Annotated in this window: 18 protein-coding genes; 15 read left to right on the forward strand and 3 right to left on the reverse strand. The window is 55.1% G+C overall.

The features are described 5' to 3' along the window. Nucleotides 1-10 precede the first annotated feature (10 nt). Entirely contained in the window at nucleotides 11-1,738 is a 1,728-nt protein-coding gene (locus tag G512_RS0107765; protein ID WP_028481230.1) for a dipeptide ABC transporter ATP-binding protein, read from the forward strand. Between the two features lie 46 nt (nucleotides 1,739-1,784). Here G512_RS0107765 and G512_RS0107770 read toward each other — a convergent pair whose 3' ends face one another. Continuing rightward, entirely contained in the window at nucleotides 1,785-2,405 is a 621-nt protein-coding gene (locus G512_RS0107770; RefSeq protein ID WP_028481231.1) for a class I SAM-dependent methyltransferase, read from the reverse strand. A 140-nt stretch (nucleotides 2,406-2,545) separates the two neighbouring features. Between G512_RS0107770 and G512_RS0107775 the strand changes: the two genes are divergently transcribed. The 3 genes from G512_RS0107775 to G512_RS0107785 all read left to right on the forward strand — a co-directional run bounded on the left by G512_RS0107775 (nucleotide 2,546) and on the right by G512_RS0107785 (nucleotide 7,790). Then, nucleotides 2,546-4,765: a heavy metal translocating P-type ATPase gene (locus G512_RS0107775; protein WP_028481232.1), complete on the forward strand. Its 2,220-nt coding sequence runs from the start codon at nucleotides 2,546-2,548 to the stop codon at nucleotides 4,763-4,765. A 295-nt stretch (nucleotides 4,766-5,060) separates the two neighbouring features. Continuing rightward, a complete protein-coding gene (locus tag G512_RS0107780; RefSeq protein WP_028481233.1) occupies nucleotides 5,061-5,813 on the forward strand; it encodes an FCD domain-containing protein in 753 nt (250 codons plus the stop codon). A 396-nt stretch (nucleotides 5,814-6,209) separates the two neighbouring features. Next, on the forward strand, nucleotides 6,210-7,790 hold the full coding sequence (locus tag G512_RS0107785) for a CYTH and CHAD domain-containing protein (RefSeq protein WP_028481234.1): 1,581 nt from the start codon (nucleotides 6,210-6,212) through the stop codon (nucleotides 7,788-7,790). A gap of 11 nt (nucleotides 7,791-7,801) precedes the next feature. Here the strand turns inward: G512_RS0107785 and phnF are convergent, their stop codons facing one another. After that, on the reverse strand, nucleotides 7,802-8,545 hold the full coding sequence (phnF, locus tag G512_RS0107790; RefSeq protein ID WP_028481235.1) for a phosphonate metabolism transcriptional regulator PhnF: 744 nt from the start codon (nucleotides 8,543-8,545) through the stop codon (nucleotides 7,802-7,804). Nucleotides 8,546-8,682: 137 nt separating this feature from the next. Here phnF and phnG point away from each other — a divergent pair, with 137 nt between their 5' ends. From phnG to phnN, 11 genes are read left to right on the forward strand one after another with little or no spacing between them, the layout of a single operon-like run. Next, complete coding sequence (phnG, locus tag G512_RS0107795; RefSeq protein WP_028481236.1) at nucleotides 8,683-9,153, forward strand: phosphonate C-P lyase system protein PhnG; 471 nt, start codon at nucleotides 8,683-8,685, stop codon at nucleotides 9,151-9,153. 2 nt (nucleotides 9,154-9,155) lie between these two features. Continuing rightward, a complete protein-coding gene (gene phnH / locus G512_RS0107800; RefSeq protein WP_051269093.1) occupies nucleotides 9,156-9,782 on the forward strand; it encodes a phosphonate C-P lyase system protein PhnH in 627 nt (208 codons plus the stop codon). 3 nt (nucleotides 9,783-9,785) lie between these two features. Next, a complete protein-coding gene (locus G512_RS0107805) occupies nucleotides 9,786-10,895 on the forward strand; it encodes a carbon-phosphorus lyase complex subunit PhnI (RefSeq protein ID WP_028481238.1) in 1,110 nt (369 codons plus the stop codon). Next, a complete protein-coding gene (locus G512_RS0107810; RefSeq protein WP_036488991.1) occupies nucleotides 10,892-11,809 on the forward strand; it encodes an alpha-D-ribose 1-methylphosphonate 5-phosphate C-P-lyase PhnJ in 918 nt (305 codons plus the stop codon). The genes G512_RS0107805 and G512_RS0107810 overlap by 4 nt, the downstream gene beginning before the upstream one ends. Next, nucleotides 11,806-12,210, forward strand: a complete 405-nt coding sequence (fosX, locus tag G512_RS0107815; protein WP_028481240.1) for a FosX/FosE/FosI family fosfomycin resistance hydrolase — start codon at nucleotides 11,806-11,808, stop codon at nucleotides 12,208-12,210. The genes G512_RS0107810 and fosX overlap by 4 nt, the downstream gene beginning before the upstream one ends. A 1-nt stretch (nucleotide 12,211) precedes the next feature. Beyond that, nucleotides 12,212-13,012: a phosphonate C-P lyase system protein PhnK gene (gene phnK, locus G512_RS0107820; protein ID WP_036489074.1), complete on the forward strand. Its 801-nt coding sequence runs from the start codon at nucleotides 12,212-12,214 to the stop codon at nucleotides 13,010-13,012. An 8-nt stretch (nucleotides 13,013-13,020) separates the two neighbouring features. Beyond that, nucleotides 13,021-13,719: a phosphonate C-P lyase system protein PhnL gene (gene phnL, locus G512_RS0107825; protein ID WP_028481242.1), complete on the forward strand. Its 699-nt coding sequence runs from the start codon at nucleotides 13,021-13,023 to the stop codon at nucleotides 13,717-13,719. Nucleotides 13,720-13,721: 2 nt separating this feature from the next. Then, on the forward strand, nucleotides 13,722-14,378 hold the full coding sequence (locus tag G512_RS20365) for a DapH/DapD/GlmU-related protein (protein ID WP_051269095.1): 657 nt from the start codon (nucleotides 13,722-13,724) through the stop codon (nucleotides 14,376-14,378). A gap of 25 nt (nucleotides 14,379-14,403) precedes the next feature. Then, entirely contained in the window at nucleotides 14,404-15,102 is a 699-nt protein-coding gene (locus G512_RS0107835; protein WP_028481243.1) for a DUF1045 domain-containing protein, read from the forward strand. Next, nucleotides 15,099-16,295 (forward strand): alpha-D-ribose 1-methylphosphonate 5-triphosphate diphosphatase, encoded by a 1,197-nt coding sequence (locus G512_RS0107840; protein ID WP_081657404.1) that lies wholly within the window; start codon nucleotides 15,099-15,101, stop codon nucleotides 16,293-16,295. The genes G512_RS0107835 and G512_RS0107840 overlap by 4 nt, the downstream gene beginning before the upstream one ends. Further along, nucleotides 16,288-16,908 (forward strand): phosphonate metabolism protein/1,5-bisphosphokinase (PRPP-forming) PhnN, encoded by a 621-nt coding sequence (gene phnN, locus G512_RS0107845; RefSeq protein ID WP_208974970.1) that lies wholly within the window; start codon nucleotides 16,288-16,290, stop codon nucleotides 16,906-16,908. The genes G512_RS0107840 and phnN overlap by 8 nt, the downstream gene beginning before the upstream one ends. On the opposite strand, the gene G512_RS0107850 is transcribed toward phnN, so the two are convergent. Continuing rightward, a complete protein-coding gene (locus tag G512_RS0107850) occupies nucleotides 16,896-17,540 on the reverse strand; it encodes a TetR family transcriptional regulator (RefSeq protein ID WP_162143365.1) in 645 nt (214 codons plus the stop codon). The two genes, phnN and G512_RS0107850, sit on opposite strands and share 13 nt — an antisense overlap. Nucleotides 17,541-17,629 lie beyond the last annotated feature (89 nt).

Genomic DNA, 17,629 nt, shown 5'->3' on the forward strand with positions numbered 1-17,629 from the left:
AGGCCTTACGATGAGCATTCTCGAAATCCGCGGCCTCACCGTTGAATTTCCCGGTCGCAAAGACACCTTTGTCGCTGCCCGCGATATCAACCTCTCCATCGAACCCGGCAAGATCCTAGGTGTTGTTGGCGAGTCCGGCGCAGGCAAGTCGACTGTTGGCAACGCCGTGATTGGTCTTCTGGAGCATCCCGGTCGATTGGGTGCCGGGGAGATCTTTGTCCACGGCGAACGCATAGACAACCTTCCGGCCAAACGCATGCGCGAGTTGAGAGGCAAGCGCATTGGCATGATTTTTCAAGATCCCCTGACCAGCCTGGATCCTTTGCAAACCGTGGAGTTCCAACTGGTCGAAACCATGTTGGAACATCTTCCCATTTCCAAGGGGGAGGCCAAACAAAGAGCGATTGATCTGCTTGATCAGGTTGGCATTCCCAACCCGGCGGAACGGGTCAAACAATACCCACATCAGTTCTCCGGCGGCATGCGCCAGCGCGTGGTGATTGCACTTGCCCTATGCGCAGAACCAGAGGTGGTTATTGCAGACGAGCCCACCACAGCATTGGACGTGTCCATTCAGGCTCAAATTCTCAACCTCATGAAGAAGTTGTGTGCTGAAAAGAACGTGGCCATGCTGGTGATCACTCATGATATGGGCGTAATTGCAGAGATCACTGACCACGTGGCCGTCATGTATCGGGGCAATCTCGTGGAGTACGGCGAATCTCAACAAATTCTGGGATCTCCGCAACACGAGTATACCAAAAGCCTGATTGCCGCGGTCCCTCGCCCGGATGTGAGGGTGCATCGCTTCCCACAGGTCGATTACATCGAAGGCTCTGCCAAACCCTTCAAACAAATTGACATCGCGACACACTGGCTTGGCCAGTCGCGGGATTACACGCCGGTTGACGGCGCGCTGCTCTCCGTCGATCAGATCGACATGAAGTTCATGACACGGAACGCATGGCTTCCGAAAAACAGGCAGTTCTTTCAAGCGCTGAAGAAGGTCAGTTTTGATATCAAGCCCGGTGAAACCTTTGGGCTTGTCGGGGAATCTGGCTCTGGAAAATCCACGGTTGCCCGTGTCATTACCGGTCTTTATCACCCATCTGCTGGCACAGTGACCTTTGCCGGCCAGGAACTGACCAGCCTTCACGACAGGCGCCAGGTACTAGCCATGCGGCGTCAGATGCAGATGATTTTCCAGGATCCTTATTCATCGCTCAACGCACGAATGCGGGTCAAAGACATCGTGGCGGAGCCAATTAAATTTCACAAACTCGCCTCCACGAATAGCGAATGCTTCCGTATTGTGGACGATCTTCTGGATCATGTAGGTCTTGGATCAGCGGCTGGGAAAAAGTATCCGCATGAGTTTTCCGGAGGCCAAAGGCAACGCATCTCCATTGCACGGGCCTTGGCAACCCGCCCCCGCTTTCTGATCTGTGACGAGCCTACTTCAGCCTTGGACGTGTCCATTCAGGCACAAATCCTCAACCTTTTGAAAGATCTGCAGGATGAATTGGGCCTCACCATGCTGTTCATCTCACACGATCTCGCAGTTATCAGGCAAATGTGCAACCGCACGGGCGTCATGCGTTTCGGCGAACTTTTGGAAGTACAGGAAACCGAAGCATTGTTTGAAAGCCCGCAAGCTGACTACACCAAGGAACTCCTCGGCTTGATGCCAAGCATGGATATGCTGTCTCGCGATAATCTTGAGGAAGAAGTCGCCTAGCCATGCAAGGAGGGCGGGGGCTCCTGCCCTCCCGCTTCCAAGGTCTTTACAGCTTACGCGCCACGACAAGATGGCTTGGAAGACTTTTGGGGTAATCACCTGTTTCAAGCAGCTCGAAACCCGCGTGCCGTATCCGTTCTTCAAGCGCAGCTGTCCGCAGATAGGTCAATTGCGGTGCTTTGCCAATGGCCTGCATCAGGGGCACAAGGCACCTGATCCAGAGCTTGGAATCGCCCAAACAAGGCGTCTTGGAAATGAAAAGCCCATTCGGTTTCAAAAGTGAAGCAACATGGGTCAATGTTGCGTCTACGTCTGGCAGCAGATGCAACAAGTTGAAGGCCATCACGCAATCGAATTGCCCATCAGCACGTTTTCTATCCAAGGCTTCGGCTTGCACGAAATCAACATTGTCTATTTTTTGTTCCTGCTGCCGTTGCCGCGCAATGCTGATCATCTTGGCCGAGAAATCAGAGGCGGTGATGTGATGAGCAGCATCAGCCAAACGCAACGCCGTTGTGCCCGTACCGCAGCCCAATTCCAGTACCCAATGTTCTGGCCGCATGTAACTGCGTACACGATCCAGTGTTTGCGAATAGGCCTCCGGATCTCGAATTGGCAGCCGCGCATAACGCGGGGCCAACCCATCCCAAAATTCTGCGGCTGTCACTTGTTTCCCCTCCTGAAGGCATTGCAGTTCTGCATCACTATAGACCAGAGGACCGCAACGCCCCTTTCCGTTCTTGACCTTGAGCAACTAATAATACTAAGAGCGAAATCACTTCATTTCAGCATTTCATGATAGAACTTATGACCACGCACAAAGCCCCAGCATCAAATAGTGTCACCCTTGAAATCTCAGGTATGAACTGCGCTGGATGCGCCTCCAAGGTCGAGCGCGCCCTCAATCAGGCAGGCATCGTACAGCAGGCAACGGTGAACCTGGCATTGGAAACGGCAGAAATCCACACGCAAGAACAAACACCTGTTCAAGCTTTGATTGCCATCGTGGAAAAAGCCGGATTTGGGGCCAAACAACGCGAAGAAGACATTCGAAAAGCGCGTCTGGAGCGAGAGCGCGCCGAAGCTGAAGACCAACGCGTTGAGCGGCGCACACTGTATCTTCTCATAGTCTCCGCAGTTTTAAGCTTCCCGCTTGTCGCCCCAATGATTGGCATGATTGCTGGAAGAGACTGGCATTTACCGGGTCTGGTCCAGCTGTTGCTGGCAACGCCTGTTCAGGTCTTTGTGGGCGCTCGTTTTTACAAAGGTGCCTTTAATGCGCTGCGCCATGGCTCGGCCAACATGGATGTCTTGGTGGCACTTGGCACCTCCTCCGCCTTCGGCTACAGCCTCTACAAGGTGCTGCAACCCGGCGTTCTGAGTGGCAGCCATTTGTATTTCGAAGCATCCGCCGTCATTTTAACCCTGATTTTGTTCGGCAAGTATCTTGAGCATCGCGCTAAACGCTCGACCACCGCAGCGGTGCGTGCATTGGCTGCCATGCGCCCCGATATGGCTCATCGCGTGGATGGCGATACGGTGGTGGACGTTGACATCTCGGAGTTGCGACTGGGCGACACCATTCTTGTGAAGCCCGGAGAACGGATCGCGACAGATGGCGTGGTCACTGCGGGAGACAGTGCAGTTGACGAGTCCATGCTCACCGGAGAGAGTTTTCCCGTTTCAAAACACGAAGGCGAAACGGTAACGGGCGGCACCATTAACGGTTCAGGCGCGCTCTATATCAAAACAACTGCACTTGGTGAGGAAACCCGCCTTGCGCAGATCATTCGTCTGGTGGAGGGCGCACAGGCATCCAAAGCACCAGTGCAAAAGCTGGTCGACAAAGTGGCGTCAATCTTTGTGCCAACAATCGTTCTGATTGCGGCGGCCACATTTGCGGCTTGGATCTACCTGAATGGCGATATCAACGCAGCAGTTGGCGCGGCAGTAGCTGTCCTGGTAATTGCCTGTCCCTGTGCGTTGGGCTTGGCCACACCAACGGCACTGGTCGCTGGTACGGGGGCTGCAGCACGGGCTGGCATTTTGATCCGAGATATTGAAGCTTTGGAGCGCGCTTACAAGGTGGATACGGTGGTCCTCGACAAAACCGGCACGCTCACCATCGGTCGGCCAACCTTGGCGAACATTCAGGCCTTCGATCGCAACAACGAACGCTTGCTGTTCATCGCCGCCACTTTGCAACAACAAAGTGAACACCCGCTCGCGGGTGCTTTGCTGCGTGCGGCGGAAGAACAGAACATCCGTCTGGGCAAGGCCCAAGCAGTCAAAGCAGTTCCCGGTCAGGGTTTGACAGCCGAACTTGCCGGTCAGCAAATTGCCATTGGCAACAAGGCACTCATGGATCAGCTTGGCTTATCTAGCCTGATGGCTGAGGGTTTGATCAAGACCTATGAAAGTGCCGGCCAAACCGCCGTCAGCGTGGCCGTTGGAGGCAAGATTGTTGGTGTACTGGGTTTCGCAGACGCCCCGCGCGATACGGCAGCAGAAGCATTGGCCGAGTTAAAGCAACGCGGCATCAAGACTGTCATGCTTACCGGTGACGCAGAACTGGCTGCTCAGGCAGTGGCCAGTCAAATTGGGGTGGATGATGTTCGAGCCCGAGTACAGCCAGAGGGCAAAAACGCTGTCGTCGATCAATTGAAGGCGCAGGGGCACACCGTCGCCATGGTGGGAGATGGCATAAACGATGCGCCCGCACTCGCTGCAGCGGATCTTGGCATTGCAATGGGATCAGGTACCGACGTGGCCATGGAAGCCGCAGGCATCACATTGATGCGTTCTGACCCGACCATGATAGCTGACGCACTGGATGTGTCCAAGGCAACCCTTCGCAAGATCCGTCAAAACCTGTTCTGGGCGTTCATATACAACGTCATTGGCATTCCACTGGCAGCACTTGGCATGCTGTCCCCCATTATAGCGGGAGCGGCAATGGCCATGAGCTCCGTCTCTGTGGTCACAAATGCAGCTTTGCTGCGCGGCTGGAAGCCAACCAGAAAATAGCCGGAAAGGGGCCGTTGTGTGCGGTCCCGCTCCTTTCCGCGAGAAAGAAGAATTGACTTTTTGACGCGGAACTCCCATTTAGTGCGCCTGATATCACCCCATGAAGAGACAACACCGCCTGTGTGTGTGCAAGTGAATGCACTGTGCGCAAGTAGCTAGACTTGGTCAAAACTACACATAGAAACAGTTTTGTTCGGTGATATCATACCTGAATAGACAAATAGTCTTCGGTCACGCCTCATTGCGTGTCGCGGTGTAGAAGCATGACCGAAGGATCGCGCCAGGAGTAAAAGCCGTGCAGACCGGAGAACAGAAACGACGCTATCAGGATGTCGCTCAGGCGATCCGAGAGGATCTTGCGAAGGGTCGGTATGCTGTGGGTGATCGTCTGCAACCGGAGCGTCAGATTTCTGAAGAACTGGGCGTATCGCGCTCACTGGTGCGCGAAGCCATGATCATGCTTGAAATTGAAGGCTTGGTGGATGTCCGCAAGGGCTCCGGCACCTACGTGTTGCGGTTGCCAACTGACGCCCCGGCAGATACAGCCTCAGCAGCTGACATCGGCCCCTTCGAGTTACTGCAGGCCCGCCAGTTGATTGAAAGCAATATTGCTGCATTTGCCGCCACGCGCGTGACCAAAAACGACATCATGAAGATGCGACGGGCTCTGGATCAGGAACGTCAAGAGTTGGCTGAAGGCGCCGGCGGCGAAGATGCGGATGAGCTGTTTCACATGCTGATTGCAGAGGCAACACAAAATACCGCGCTTCTGGAAATGATGCGGAACCTTTGGCAGCAGCGCAAGCGCTCGCGTATGTGGGCAACGCTGCATGATCGCATCTTTGATGACGGCTACCGCAAAGAGTGGCTGGAGGATCACAAGGCAATCCTGACCGCGCTGCAGATCAAAGATCCGCAGGAAGCGCGCAAAGCCATGTGGCAACATCTTGAAAACGTCCGTGCCCGGCTGTTGGCGCTCTCGGATGTGGATGATCCAAGCTTTGATGCGTACTTGTTTGATCAAAACCCACTGGCGCTGCAGCCCTGAACGACTCGCAGCCATGCCAAGCACGGAGCGCACGCCCCGACGCAGCGTGCGTGATCACGATTGAAACCAGATTATTCAAGAATAAAGTTGGCCCGCTTTCAGTAAGCCAGCTCAATAATTCCGACTGGATAGCGCCCAATAGGCAACAGCCTTACCCGGCCTAGATCGTTTGGGGCGCTACTGGATTGTTCGGCCGAAAGCATGAGCCGTGATAAATCCAACATACTTGCCCTGAGTAATGTACGTAGATTACGCTACAGCTAGGTCAGGCTTGTTTTGCCGTGCAAGTTTCACGAGGACTTTCGCTCGATAAAAAGCCTTTACACGAAATGCTTTCCTTGGAAGGCTACCACAACTCCGTGATCGTCAGGTGCAAGCAGAGGTAGTTCGATCCCGATGAATGAAGTAGAGCTCAAACTGGCTGTTGATCGCGATGCGCTACAGCAAGCCCTCGCCAGAACAGACTTCGCTGATTTCAGCCTGAAAGCAGAAAAGACCCGAAAACTTCAGTCAATCTACTTCGACACGCCAGACAAGCGCTTGCGCAACGCAGCGACAACCTTGCGCATTCGGGAAACGGGCTCAGGTCGCGTTCAGACGCTCAAGGTGGGCACCGGCGTAATCCGCGGTTTGTCGAGTACACGAGAGTTTGAATTACCGACCGAAGAGACCGAGCCCAACCTATCCCTGATTGACGATGCGGCAGTGCGAGACCGGGTCCAGTCTCTCCTGAACGGGGCCGCCATCGCACCACGGTTCGAAACACAAATCGACCGAGTAACGCGGGATTTTACACGAAACGAGAATACGGAAATCGAGGTCGCCTTTGATCATGGCAAGGCAATTGCACAAGGACACGAGCAAGATATTTGCGAAATCGAGTTGGAACTCAAGTCAGGCCCTGTTTCTCAGCTTTACGATTTGGCGGCGCACCTTCTGGGAGACATCCCCTTTGATTTCTCCAGCCAAAGCAAGGCGGAAATCGGCCATGGCCTTGCCGATCGCCTTTCTGGTGACAAAGCAGTCGACTTAACCGCTACGGCAGCCCCTGCCGGGAAAATAGAGCTGAAGACAAATCAAACGGCTGAAGACGCGCTGGTCTCGATCCTCTCATCATGCCTGACCCAAATTGCTGGGAACCGTGCTCGACTGATAAAACATGCCGACAACGAGCGCATCGAGTTCACGCACCAAATGCGCGTCGGCCTGCGCCGCTTGCGCAGTGCTTTGAAGGTTTATCAGCCACTGGTTGCCGGCAGTGCGCTTTTCGAAATGGGGCAAGAGGCCCAGCGTCTTGCGACCTATCTGGGCAATCTCCGTGATCTGGATGTGATGGCCTCCGAAATTATAGGACCGTTGCAAGAGCGCAGCCCGGACGGCATTGAATTTCAAGGGCTGATGATCGCGTTGGATAGCGCAAGGGATACGGTTCGACAAGACGTCATTGCCCAACTGGCAACGGCGCGGGCAAACAGTTTCATCCTTCAACTCGCCCGCTACATTCAAACCCGTGAGTGGCGTGAGGAGATAAGCCCAGAGGCTTGTGAGGCTCTGGACATGCCTGCGCTCGAGTTCGCGGACTATGCCCTGCGCAAGCGCTGGAAAGCCTGTGCCAAAAGAGCCAAGCACTTGGAAACGCTGACCATTGAAGAGCGCCATGAGCTGCGCAAGGCACTGAAAAAGCTGCGCTACGCCATTGAGTTCTTCAAAACCTTGTATGACAAGGAGCAAACGGGCATCTTCATAAAATCCCTCAAGAAATTGCAGGACGTGTTCGGATACCTCAACGATGTAGCAATGACGGACCGACTGGTCGCCATGGACCTACCAGCGGCACCAAGTGGGCAACAGCTGCTTCCGGCAATCGGGTTTGTCGCGGGATGGCACAAGGCACGCGCAGATATGGCTTGGTCTGAAGCGCAACATCGCTGGAAAAAGTTGAAACACACGCCGCGTGTCTGGCGTCATGACGACTGACTTCGGATATCCTAGACGGTAAGTTGTATGCGCTCGGAAGCCATGTAGCTTCGGCCAACCTGGATAGGCGTGCCATCCTCTAGTACATCAATGCTATAGGTCGCCACGATTGCCGATCCAGGGTCAATTTCCAGAATCGCCGCCAGCTCCTTTGAACACAGAACAGCTGTGATTCGCGTCTCACCACGACGATAGTTACCGTAGCCCATTTTCTGCATCACTTTGGTGATGGAACGGGTCTGCTCATAATCTTCCCGGAGCGTCGGAAAGCGCGCCTTTTCGAAGTACCCGGTACCAGAAATGAGAGGCACGTCATCGGCAAGACTGAGGGTCTGCATTTCAAAAACAGACGTGCCCTTGGCAACCTTCAGTTCCGCAGCCAACAGCTCATCGGCTTCGATTTCACGAATACCCAACAAACGGCCGGAAACCGTTTCGGCCTGACCGCTCAGATTTTCAGTGAAGCGCGTCCGCGGCCCAATTCTGTAAGCAATTGGATTCTTGGCAACAAACGTACCACGCCCCTGATCCGATCGCAAAAGCCCTTCATCGATCAAAACGGAAATCGCCCGACGAACAGTGTGGCGATTAACTGAAAACTTCTCTGCAAGTACCTGTTCGGTTGGTATACGCGCGCCTTCTCCAAGGCCCGCACGGGTCAATTCCACGCGCAGCGTTTCTGCAATCTGCTTCCAAACCGCAATACCTGCCCGCCGCTTCAGCGGACGGCTTTCTATTTCCAACTGATCCGTCATGGCCCTGTCATGGAACATCTGTAGGAGAGATGCGAGTAAAAAATTTGTCTATACAAATAGACATATTTTATCCTAGGAACAACGTCAAACTCACGAACCGCACAACGGTTTATCAGAGGCCTCGAAGAGGAATTCATATGTCGGCAGACACGCAAACCTCCCTTAGTCCGGAATTGGAAACGCGACGGGCCGCCATGGCCCTGCTTGCCAACGCTCCTGAGGAAACACTGAAGGCTGCATGGGATGCTCTGGACACACCCCCAGCTCATACCGTGATCCGGCAGCCGGAGACGGGATTGGTCATGGTTCGTGGCCGCGCAGGCGGCACTGGCGCCCCTTTCAACCTGTGCGAAGCGACCGTGACGCGCTGTGTAGTTGCGTTGGACACCGGAGAAACTGGCTTCGGTCAATCGCTTGGCAGAAGCAAGGCCAAAGCCCTCTATTCAGCCATTTTTGACGCTCTTCTTCAGACAAAAGACTGGAGCGAGTACGTCGAAACGCATGTGCTACAGCCACTAAATACGGCAACCCAAGCTGCCGAACACCAAACCCGCGAAGAAGTTGCCGCCACCAAGGTAGATTTCTTCACCATGGTTCGGGGAGATTGATCATGACGACAGCACCTCTTGGTTTGACCAAAGCCCCTGCACCCGGTCTTGCCAATCCGGTTCATGATGCTCAATGCATCTTCAAGGCCGCCATGAACGCCTTGGCCCGCCCAGGCACCTTGCAGACACTTCACGTCACAAACCTGACTGCCCCACACCCTCTGCCCAGAACCATGGCAGCTTTGGCCCTTGCTCTACTGGATTATGACACGCCGGTTTATCTGGACACACCGCTTGCCAAAAGTCGGGACGTGGTCGACTATTTGCGCTTTCACACTGGCGCCCCTGTCGTGGACATGCAGGCAGATGCCGCCTTTGCGCTGATCAGCACACCCGAAAAGATGCCGCCGCTCTCTGGCTTCAACGTCGGTACAGACGAGTATCCCGACCGTTCGACGACCCTGATCATGGCTGCTGAAACCCTCACCAACGAAGCCGGACCACTTCTGTCGGGACCGGGCATAAAGACCACAACGCAGCTCAATGCAGCGCCTTTGGCACCGGGGTTCTGGCATCAGATGAGCGCCAATCAGACTCTCTACCCGCTGGGCGTAGATGTCCTGTTTGCCAGCGTCGACCAGATTGCCGGCCTGCCGCGCAGTACCACCATTTCTCTAAAGGAAGCCTGATCCATGTATGTTGCCGTCAAGGGTGGCGAGAAGGCCATCCGTAACGCCCACAAGCTGATGGAACGCGACCGCCGTGGGGATCGCACCGTTCCCGAACTGGAGCTCAAACAGATAGCAGAGCAGCTCTATCTCTCTGTCTCGCGTGTCATGTCCGAAGGCTCTCTTTACGATCTGGAACTCGCAGCTCTGGCGATCAAGCAGGCACGCGGAGACTTGATCGAGGCGATCTTTCTGCTGCGCGCTTATCGCACCACCTTGCCAAGGTTTGGGTATTCGGAACCAATCGACACAGCAGCCATGCTTGTGCGTCGCCGTATTTCAGCCACTTACAAAGACTTGCCGGGCGGCCAGTTGCTGGGCCCAACGTATGACTACACCCACCGGCTTCTGGATTTCAAACTTGCCGCTGATGGAGAACTGCCCGAGCCGGAAAAAGGCGCCTATGATCCTGACGCGGACATCCCACGTGTGACCGACCTCCTGAATGCGGAAGGCATGATGGAACCAGATCCGGAAACACCTCAAGATGCGGAGATCGGCGATCTAACCCGGGAGCCGCTCGCTTTTCCGGCAGATCGAGACGTGCGCCTCCAGAATCTCGCCCGTGGGGATGAGGGGTTCTTGTTGGCTCTTGGCTATTCTACCCAGCGCGGGTTTGGTGGCTCCCATCCGTTTGCCGGAGAAATTCGTCATGGCGAAGTAGAGGTGGAGTTTTTCGTTGAAGAACTGGGATTTGCTGTACCGCTGGGCACCATGACAGTGACCGAGTGCCAGATGATCAACCAGTTCAAGGGAAGCACAGTAGCGCCGCCCCAATTCACACGCGGCTATGGCCTGGCACCGGGTCAGTCAGAACGCAAGGTCATGTCCATGGCGCTCGTGGATCGTGCTTTGCGCTGTCGGGAACTGGGGGAAGAAGCAACAGCTCCAGCGCAAGATGAAGAGTTCGTGCTCTCGCACTCCGACAATGTTCAGGCGACAGGCTTCGTCGAGCACCTCAAGTTGCCACACTATGTGGACTTCCAAGCCGAACTCGAACTGGTTCGTCGCATGAACAAAGACTGGCACAGCAAGGAAGCCAATACGGCTCAGGCTGAGGAGGCGGCTCAATGACCGGACAAGACACCGACATGTTCTCCGAACACTACAACTTCGCTTATCTGGATGAGCAAACAAAACGCATGATCCGGCGAGCCATTTTGAAGGCTATCGCCGTGCCGGGGTATCAGGTCCCGTTTGCCTCTCGAGAAATGCCCATGCCGTACGGCTGGGGTACGGGTGGTGTTCAGGTTACCGCAGCAGTCATCGGATCAGATGACGTGCTCAAGATGATCGACCAAGGCTCGGACGACACCACCAATGCAGTTGCATTGCGAGGCTTTTTCATCAAGACAACCGGCGTTAAGGCCACCACCAAAACCAGCCAAGCGACCATCATCCAGACCCGCCACCGCATTCCCGAAGAGCCGCTGACCGAGAACCAGACACTCGTCTATCAGGTCCCGATCCCGGAACCACTGCGCAAACTGGAGCCGCGTGAAACCGAAACACGCAAGATGCATGCGCTCGAAGAGTACGGTCTCATGCACGTGAAGCTTTATGAAGACATCGCCAAATACGGTGAGATCGCCACTACCTACGCCTATCCGGTATTGGTGAATGACAGATACGTCATGGATCCATCACCCATTCCCAAATTCGACAATCCTAAAATGCATGAGATGGCCGCCCTTCAGCTGTTTGGTGCCGGACGCGAGAAACGCATCTATGCAGTGCCACCTTACACCAAGGTGGAGAGCCTCGACTTTCAGGACTATCCCTTTGAAATACAGAGGTTCGAAGAGCCTTGCGCTCTGTGCGGTGCAGAGAACGTCTATCTCGATGAAGTCATCCTCGACGACAAAGGTGGGCGCATGTACGTGTGCTCCGACAGTGATTACTGCGAGGAACGGCGCGAACAGGGACACCTTGGCCACATGGCCGCAAACCCGATCGCCGAACCTGAAAACAGTGGGCCGCGGGCATGATCACAGGGCTCAGTCATATGACCTTCATCGTGTCGGATCTGGATCGAATGAGCGCGCTTCTCACCGATGGGCTGGGCGCCGCCGAGATCTACTCCAGCGGCAACAAAACCTTCTCCCACTCGCGCGAAAAGTTCTTTGACCTCGGTGGGCTCTGGATCGCAACGATGGAAGGTGAACCGCTGGAAAGAAGAACCTACAACCACATCGCTTTCAAGGTGGACGAAGACGCGATCGACGGCATCCGAGCAAAACTTGAAAAGCTTGATGTTGAAGTGCTGCCAGATCGTCCACGCATCGAAGGCGAAGGCCGCTCACTTTATTTCTACGACTTCGACAATCACCTTTTTGAGCTGCACACAGGCACGCTAGAACAAAGGCTTAACTCCTATGCAAACCAGTGAAATGACACCACACACTGCAGATGCAAGTGATGATCTGCCGCTTCTGCGTGTCTCGAACGCCACCAAATACTACGGCGACCGTATCGGCTGCAAGGACGTGAACTTCGAGCTGTATCCAGGTGAAGTTCTTGCCATTGTCGGCGAGAGCGGATCGGGGAAAACGACGCTTTTGAACTGTCTCTCCACCCGCCTCGCACCAACATCTGGAGTCATCGAATATCGCAATCGCGTAGGTGCCATGCGCAATCTCTATGAGATGAACGAGGCCGAACGCCGGATGTTGATGCGAACTGATTGGGGTTTTGTACACCAACACGCTTCGGATGGCCTCCGAATGTCGGTTTCTGCAGGTGCCAACGTTGGTGAGCGCTTGATGGCTATTGGAGCCCGGCATTATGGCGATATTCGCGCCACCGCCATAGATTGGCTGGACCGCGTGGAAATAGCTGAAGACCGCATTGACGACGACCCGCGCGCCTTTTCAGGCGGCATGCGCCAGCGCCTCCAGATTGCCCGCAATCTTGTCACGAACCCGCGCCTTGTCTTCATGGACGAGCCGACAGGTGGCTTGGATGTGTCCGTGCAGGCGCGATTGCTCGACCTCATCCGGGGGCTGGTTTCTGATCTGGGTCTTTCCGTGATCATTGTCACGCACGATCTCGCCGTTGCACGGCTCCTGTCTGACCGAACACTTGTCATGCGGCGAGGTCATGTCATTGAAACCGGCCTGACCGATCAGGTCCTTGACGACCCACAGGAAGCCTACACCCAGCTTCTTGTCTCTTCCATCTTGCAACCTTGAGGCCCGCCATGAAGACCAAGATTTGCCTCTCAAACGTCGGCAAGACCTTCCGCATGCACTTACGAGGAGGAATTGAACTGCCGGTAGTCGACAATGTTTCCTTTGCCGTCTCCGCCGGCGAATGCGTCATCCTCGGCGGACCATCCGGATCAGGCAAAAGTTCCGTCCTGAAGATGATCTACGGCAATTATCGGTGCCAAACCGGCCAGATCCTCATCACAGATGGCAGCGAAATCATCAATGTGGCCGACGCAGCGCCACGGCGCATCATCCGCCTTCGCGACAGCACGATCGGATATGTCAGCCAGTTTCTTCGCGCCATTCCGCGTGTACCGGCCCTGAAACTGGTTGCGGATCCGCTCATTGCTCAGGGCACTTCTGAGGAAGAAGCATTGGAACAAGCCCGCGAGTTGCTGACGCGTCTGAATGTGCCTGAGCGCCTGTGGCAGCTGCCACCAGCAACCTTCTCGGGCGGTGAGCAACAGCGCGTCAATATTGCACGTGGCTTTATCGCCCACTACCCAATCCTTCTTCTGGATGAACCGACCGCTTCATTGGATGCCAAAAACAGGCAGGTCGTGGTGGAACTGGTCGAGGAAAAGAAACGCAAGGGCGTGGCCATGCTGGGCATCCTCCATGACCACGAAGCGCGGGATCAAATAGCAGATCGCATCATCGATGTGACACAGTTCAAGGCAGCGGCATAACCATGACCACCCAGCCGAAAATCGCCGAAACGCGCATTGATCCTTCCGTTACACTTCGTGAAACGTCGGTGGGCAGGCGCTGCGAAATCTTGCAGCGCACGGCCCTCGAATACAGCGAGGTGGGAGATTACTCCTATATCGGGTCGGATTGTATGATCTCCGACACGACCATTGGAAAATTTACCGCCATCGCGGCCCATGTACGTCTCGGGCCACCAAACCACCCCATGCATCGGCCCTCTCAGCACCGTTTCACCTACACGCCTGAATACTATGAGGCCCATCAAGAACGCGACCACATGTTCTTTGAACAAAGACGCGCAGCCCGGGTTCACATTGGCAATGACGTATGGATCGGCCATGGTGTCACGGTTCTTGCCGGTGTCCAGATTGGGGACGGTGCCGTGCTCGCCGCCGGCGCCGTGGTCGCGCACAATGTGGCTCCCTACACTATCGTTGGCGGTGTTCCAGCGCGCCGGATCAAGGACCGCTTTCCACCTCATCAGGCAGAGCAACTCGCGGCCCTGAAATGGTGGGACCTGCCAGAAGATATCCTGTTCGATAAATTGGCTCTGTTCCAATCAGAGGATATCGAGCAATTTGTTGACCATTTCCGGCTGGTTGTAGACCGTCATCAGGCAGACACACCGACTGGATAAGGCGGAAGGCAAACAGGATACCCTCATGAGATACGCTCTTTATTACTGCCCGGACAAGATAGAACAGCTCACAGATTTGGGCAGCCAGTGGTTGGGCCGCGACGCATTTACCAATACGCCGGTTACGCAACCAGATGTGGACGGCATCAGCAAGTCGGAATTTTGGGAATATACCGAAACACCCCGCCGTTATGGCTTTCATGGCACCTTGAAACCACCGTTTCGCGCTGCCGATGGTGTCAGCATGGATCACGTGCATGAAGCCGTTCAGACCTTCGCTCGGCAAACAGCGCCGTTTGAACTGGACGGACTGAGCCCAAATCGGCTGGGTAAATTTCTTGCTCTGACACCGACCCAGCCGAGTACTGCTTTGGACGCGTTGGCACGGCGGACGATTACGGAACTGGACGGACTTCGGGCACCCTTGTCTGAAGCAGATATCGCTAGACGTCGAAAAGCGGACCTGACACCAGAACAAGATGCCTACATGCTCAAATGGGGTTATCCCTACGTGTTCGAGTTCTTCCGGTTTCATCTGACATTGTCCGGCAAACTGAGCGACAAGACGGCCCTTGCTGCCATGCAGCGCGCAGCGCTGACGCACTTCGCACCCGTGTTGGGTCAACCAGTACGCATTAATCAGATCGCCCTTTTTATTGAAGACGAGGACGGTGGCCCGTTCCGGGTCGCAGATACTTTCCGTTTTGAAGGAGCCTCCCAATGAGCGAAACGCTCACATCCCCCCAGATTGCCTCCAGTGATGAAGCTGAGTACAGCGCAAATGCACTAGCTTTCACAAATGCGCGCATCGTACTGCCAGACGAGGTGCTCTCTGGTTCGCTCAACACAAACGCCGGCAAGATCAACAACATCGATAGTGGCACAACAACCACCGCCCAACACGATTGTGAGGGCGACTTTCTCATTCCAGGTCTGGTCGAGCTTCACACTGACCATCTTGAGAACCACTACAAACCGCGCCCAGGCGTATTGTGGAATCCGATTTCCGCGGTACAGGCGCACGATGCTCAAATGGCGTGTTCAGGGATCACCACGGTTCTGGATGCGCTACGTGTCGGCATGGAAGACAGCGCCGATTTTACGGCAAAAGACATGCGAGATATGGCCGATGCCATTGAGACTGCGCAAGCCGAAGGTCGTCTGCGCTCCGATCATTTCTTGCATCTGCGCTGTGAGGTCTCGGCAGACAATTGTGTAGACGGCTTTGCTCTGTTTGAAGGCGATGATCGCGTTCGCCTAACGTCGCTGATGGACCACACCCCGGGCCAGCGCCAATTCACGTCCTTGGACTACTATATCCAGTACTACAAGGAATCGAAGGGGTACTCCGACGAACAATTGCGCGAGTACATTGCACGCATGACGGAACGCGGTGCACGCAACTCTGACAAGAACCGCCGCGAAATCGCCGAGCGGGCCACCACCCATGGCATCCAACTGGCGAGCCATGACGATGCCACGATCGCGCACGTGGATGAGGCCATCGAATTTGGCATCAAGGTTGCCGAGTTCCCAACAACACTGGAAGCCGCCAAAGCATCTACCGAGGCCGGGATGGCTGTATTGATGGGAGCACCCAACGTCGTGCGCGGCAAATCTCATTCTGGCAACATTTCTGCAAAGGAACTGGCGCAGGCGGGCTATCTCAATATTCTTTCCTCCGATTATGTCCCGGTTTCCCTGCTTCACGGTGCTTTTGTGCTTGCCAAGGACGTTGACGGCATCGATCTGCCCAAAGCGATCCGCACTATCACAAAGACCCCCGCCGAATCCGTCGGACTGACAGACCGTGGGGCCATTGAAACCGGACGCCGTGCCGACTTGGTGCAGGTTCGCATGGTCGGCGACATTCCTATTGTTCGTGCAGTTTGGAATGAGGGGCGACGCGTTGCCTGACCAATCACTGACCGCAACGCAAGCTCAAGTTGACGGCCGACTTGGCCACGGTGGACTGGTGATCGTTGTCGGTCCCAGTGGTGCCGGGAAGGACTCGTTGATTGAGGGCTACAAAGCAAAGGTTGCCGGACATAGTATGTTGATGTTCGTTCGGCGCCTGATCACGCGGCCCGCAGAAGCTGGCCACGAAGACCATGAGGCGATCAGCTACACGGAGCTGGAAAAGAAAATCGAGAACGGCGACGTAGCCCTGTCGTGGGGCGCCCACAACCTGCTTTATGCACTGCCCAAGTCGGTGGACAGCCACATAGGCTCTGGAGGCGTGGCCATTGCCAACGGATCGCGCCGTATCATTCCTCATGCACTGGCCAAGTACCAACACACGCTGGTAATTCACATAACAGCACCTGTCGAGGTCTTGGCGCATAGACTGGCCCAGCGCGGTCGGGAGACGGAAGAGGACATTGCCAGTCGACTACGACGGGCAGAAATGACCTTTGGCTCTGCTCCAAACGTAACGACAATTGAAAACGTGAGCTCGCTGGATGTTGGGGTCGCGCTTTTCGAACAGGCTATTGAAACGTTCATAAAGGGCTTGTCTCAAGATCGATAAGCCTCGGCACCCAGTAAAAGAGCATGAATGTTTTGTGTTAAGGCCTCTTGGAAATCTGAGCGCAGGCGGGCAAATTCCGCCTCGCTCTGAACCCGTTCCAAGACCGGTCCCGGATGCGTCATCGGCCACAAACCAGCCACAAGAGCATTGATAGCCATGACAATCCGCTCACAGCCCGGCAACTTGATCTCCGGTTGAGCACAATGCAGCACTGCGGTCGCACGATCCAACGCCTGCAAGAACATACGTTTGAGCTCACGAAGTTTCTCTGAGCCGATGTTGCGCTCCAGTGTTGGCGCAAGATCTGTCAACAACAAGCAAACCCTTGGCTTGGAGGCAAATCCGTCGGCCAGCAACTCTGCTGTCCGACGCGGGCTAATCGGTGCTTGAACCGTCTGTTCAAGGGCATCCAACATCAGTGCCAAGTCAGATAGCAGAACACGCAACAGAATTTCTTCCCGGCTTTCGAAGTACCGGTAGACATTTGACTTCACCACACCAGCGCGCGCGGCTATTCGGGTGAGCGTGACCTCTTCAACACCCTGCTGATCGAGAATGGTCGCGGCGGCCTTGAGTAAGTCATCCGCCCGCCGAGCTTTGGCTTGCGGGGAACGCGCACGTTTGAATGGCATTTCTGTCATCCCTTCCGAATAGAACCAACTCCCTCACCTGTCAATAAGAGAACGCTGGTCACCTATTGACATAACCGTATTTACCCCTA

The sequence above is a fragment of the Pseudovibrio exalbescens DSM 16456 genome (assembly GCF_000422785.1).
GTDB lineage: Bacteria > Pseudomonadota > Alphaproteobacteria > Rhizobiales > Stappiaceae > Pseudovibrio > Pseudovibrio exalbescens.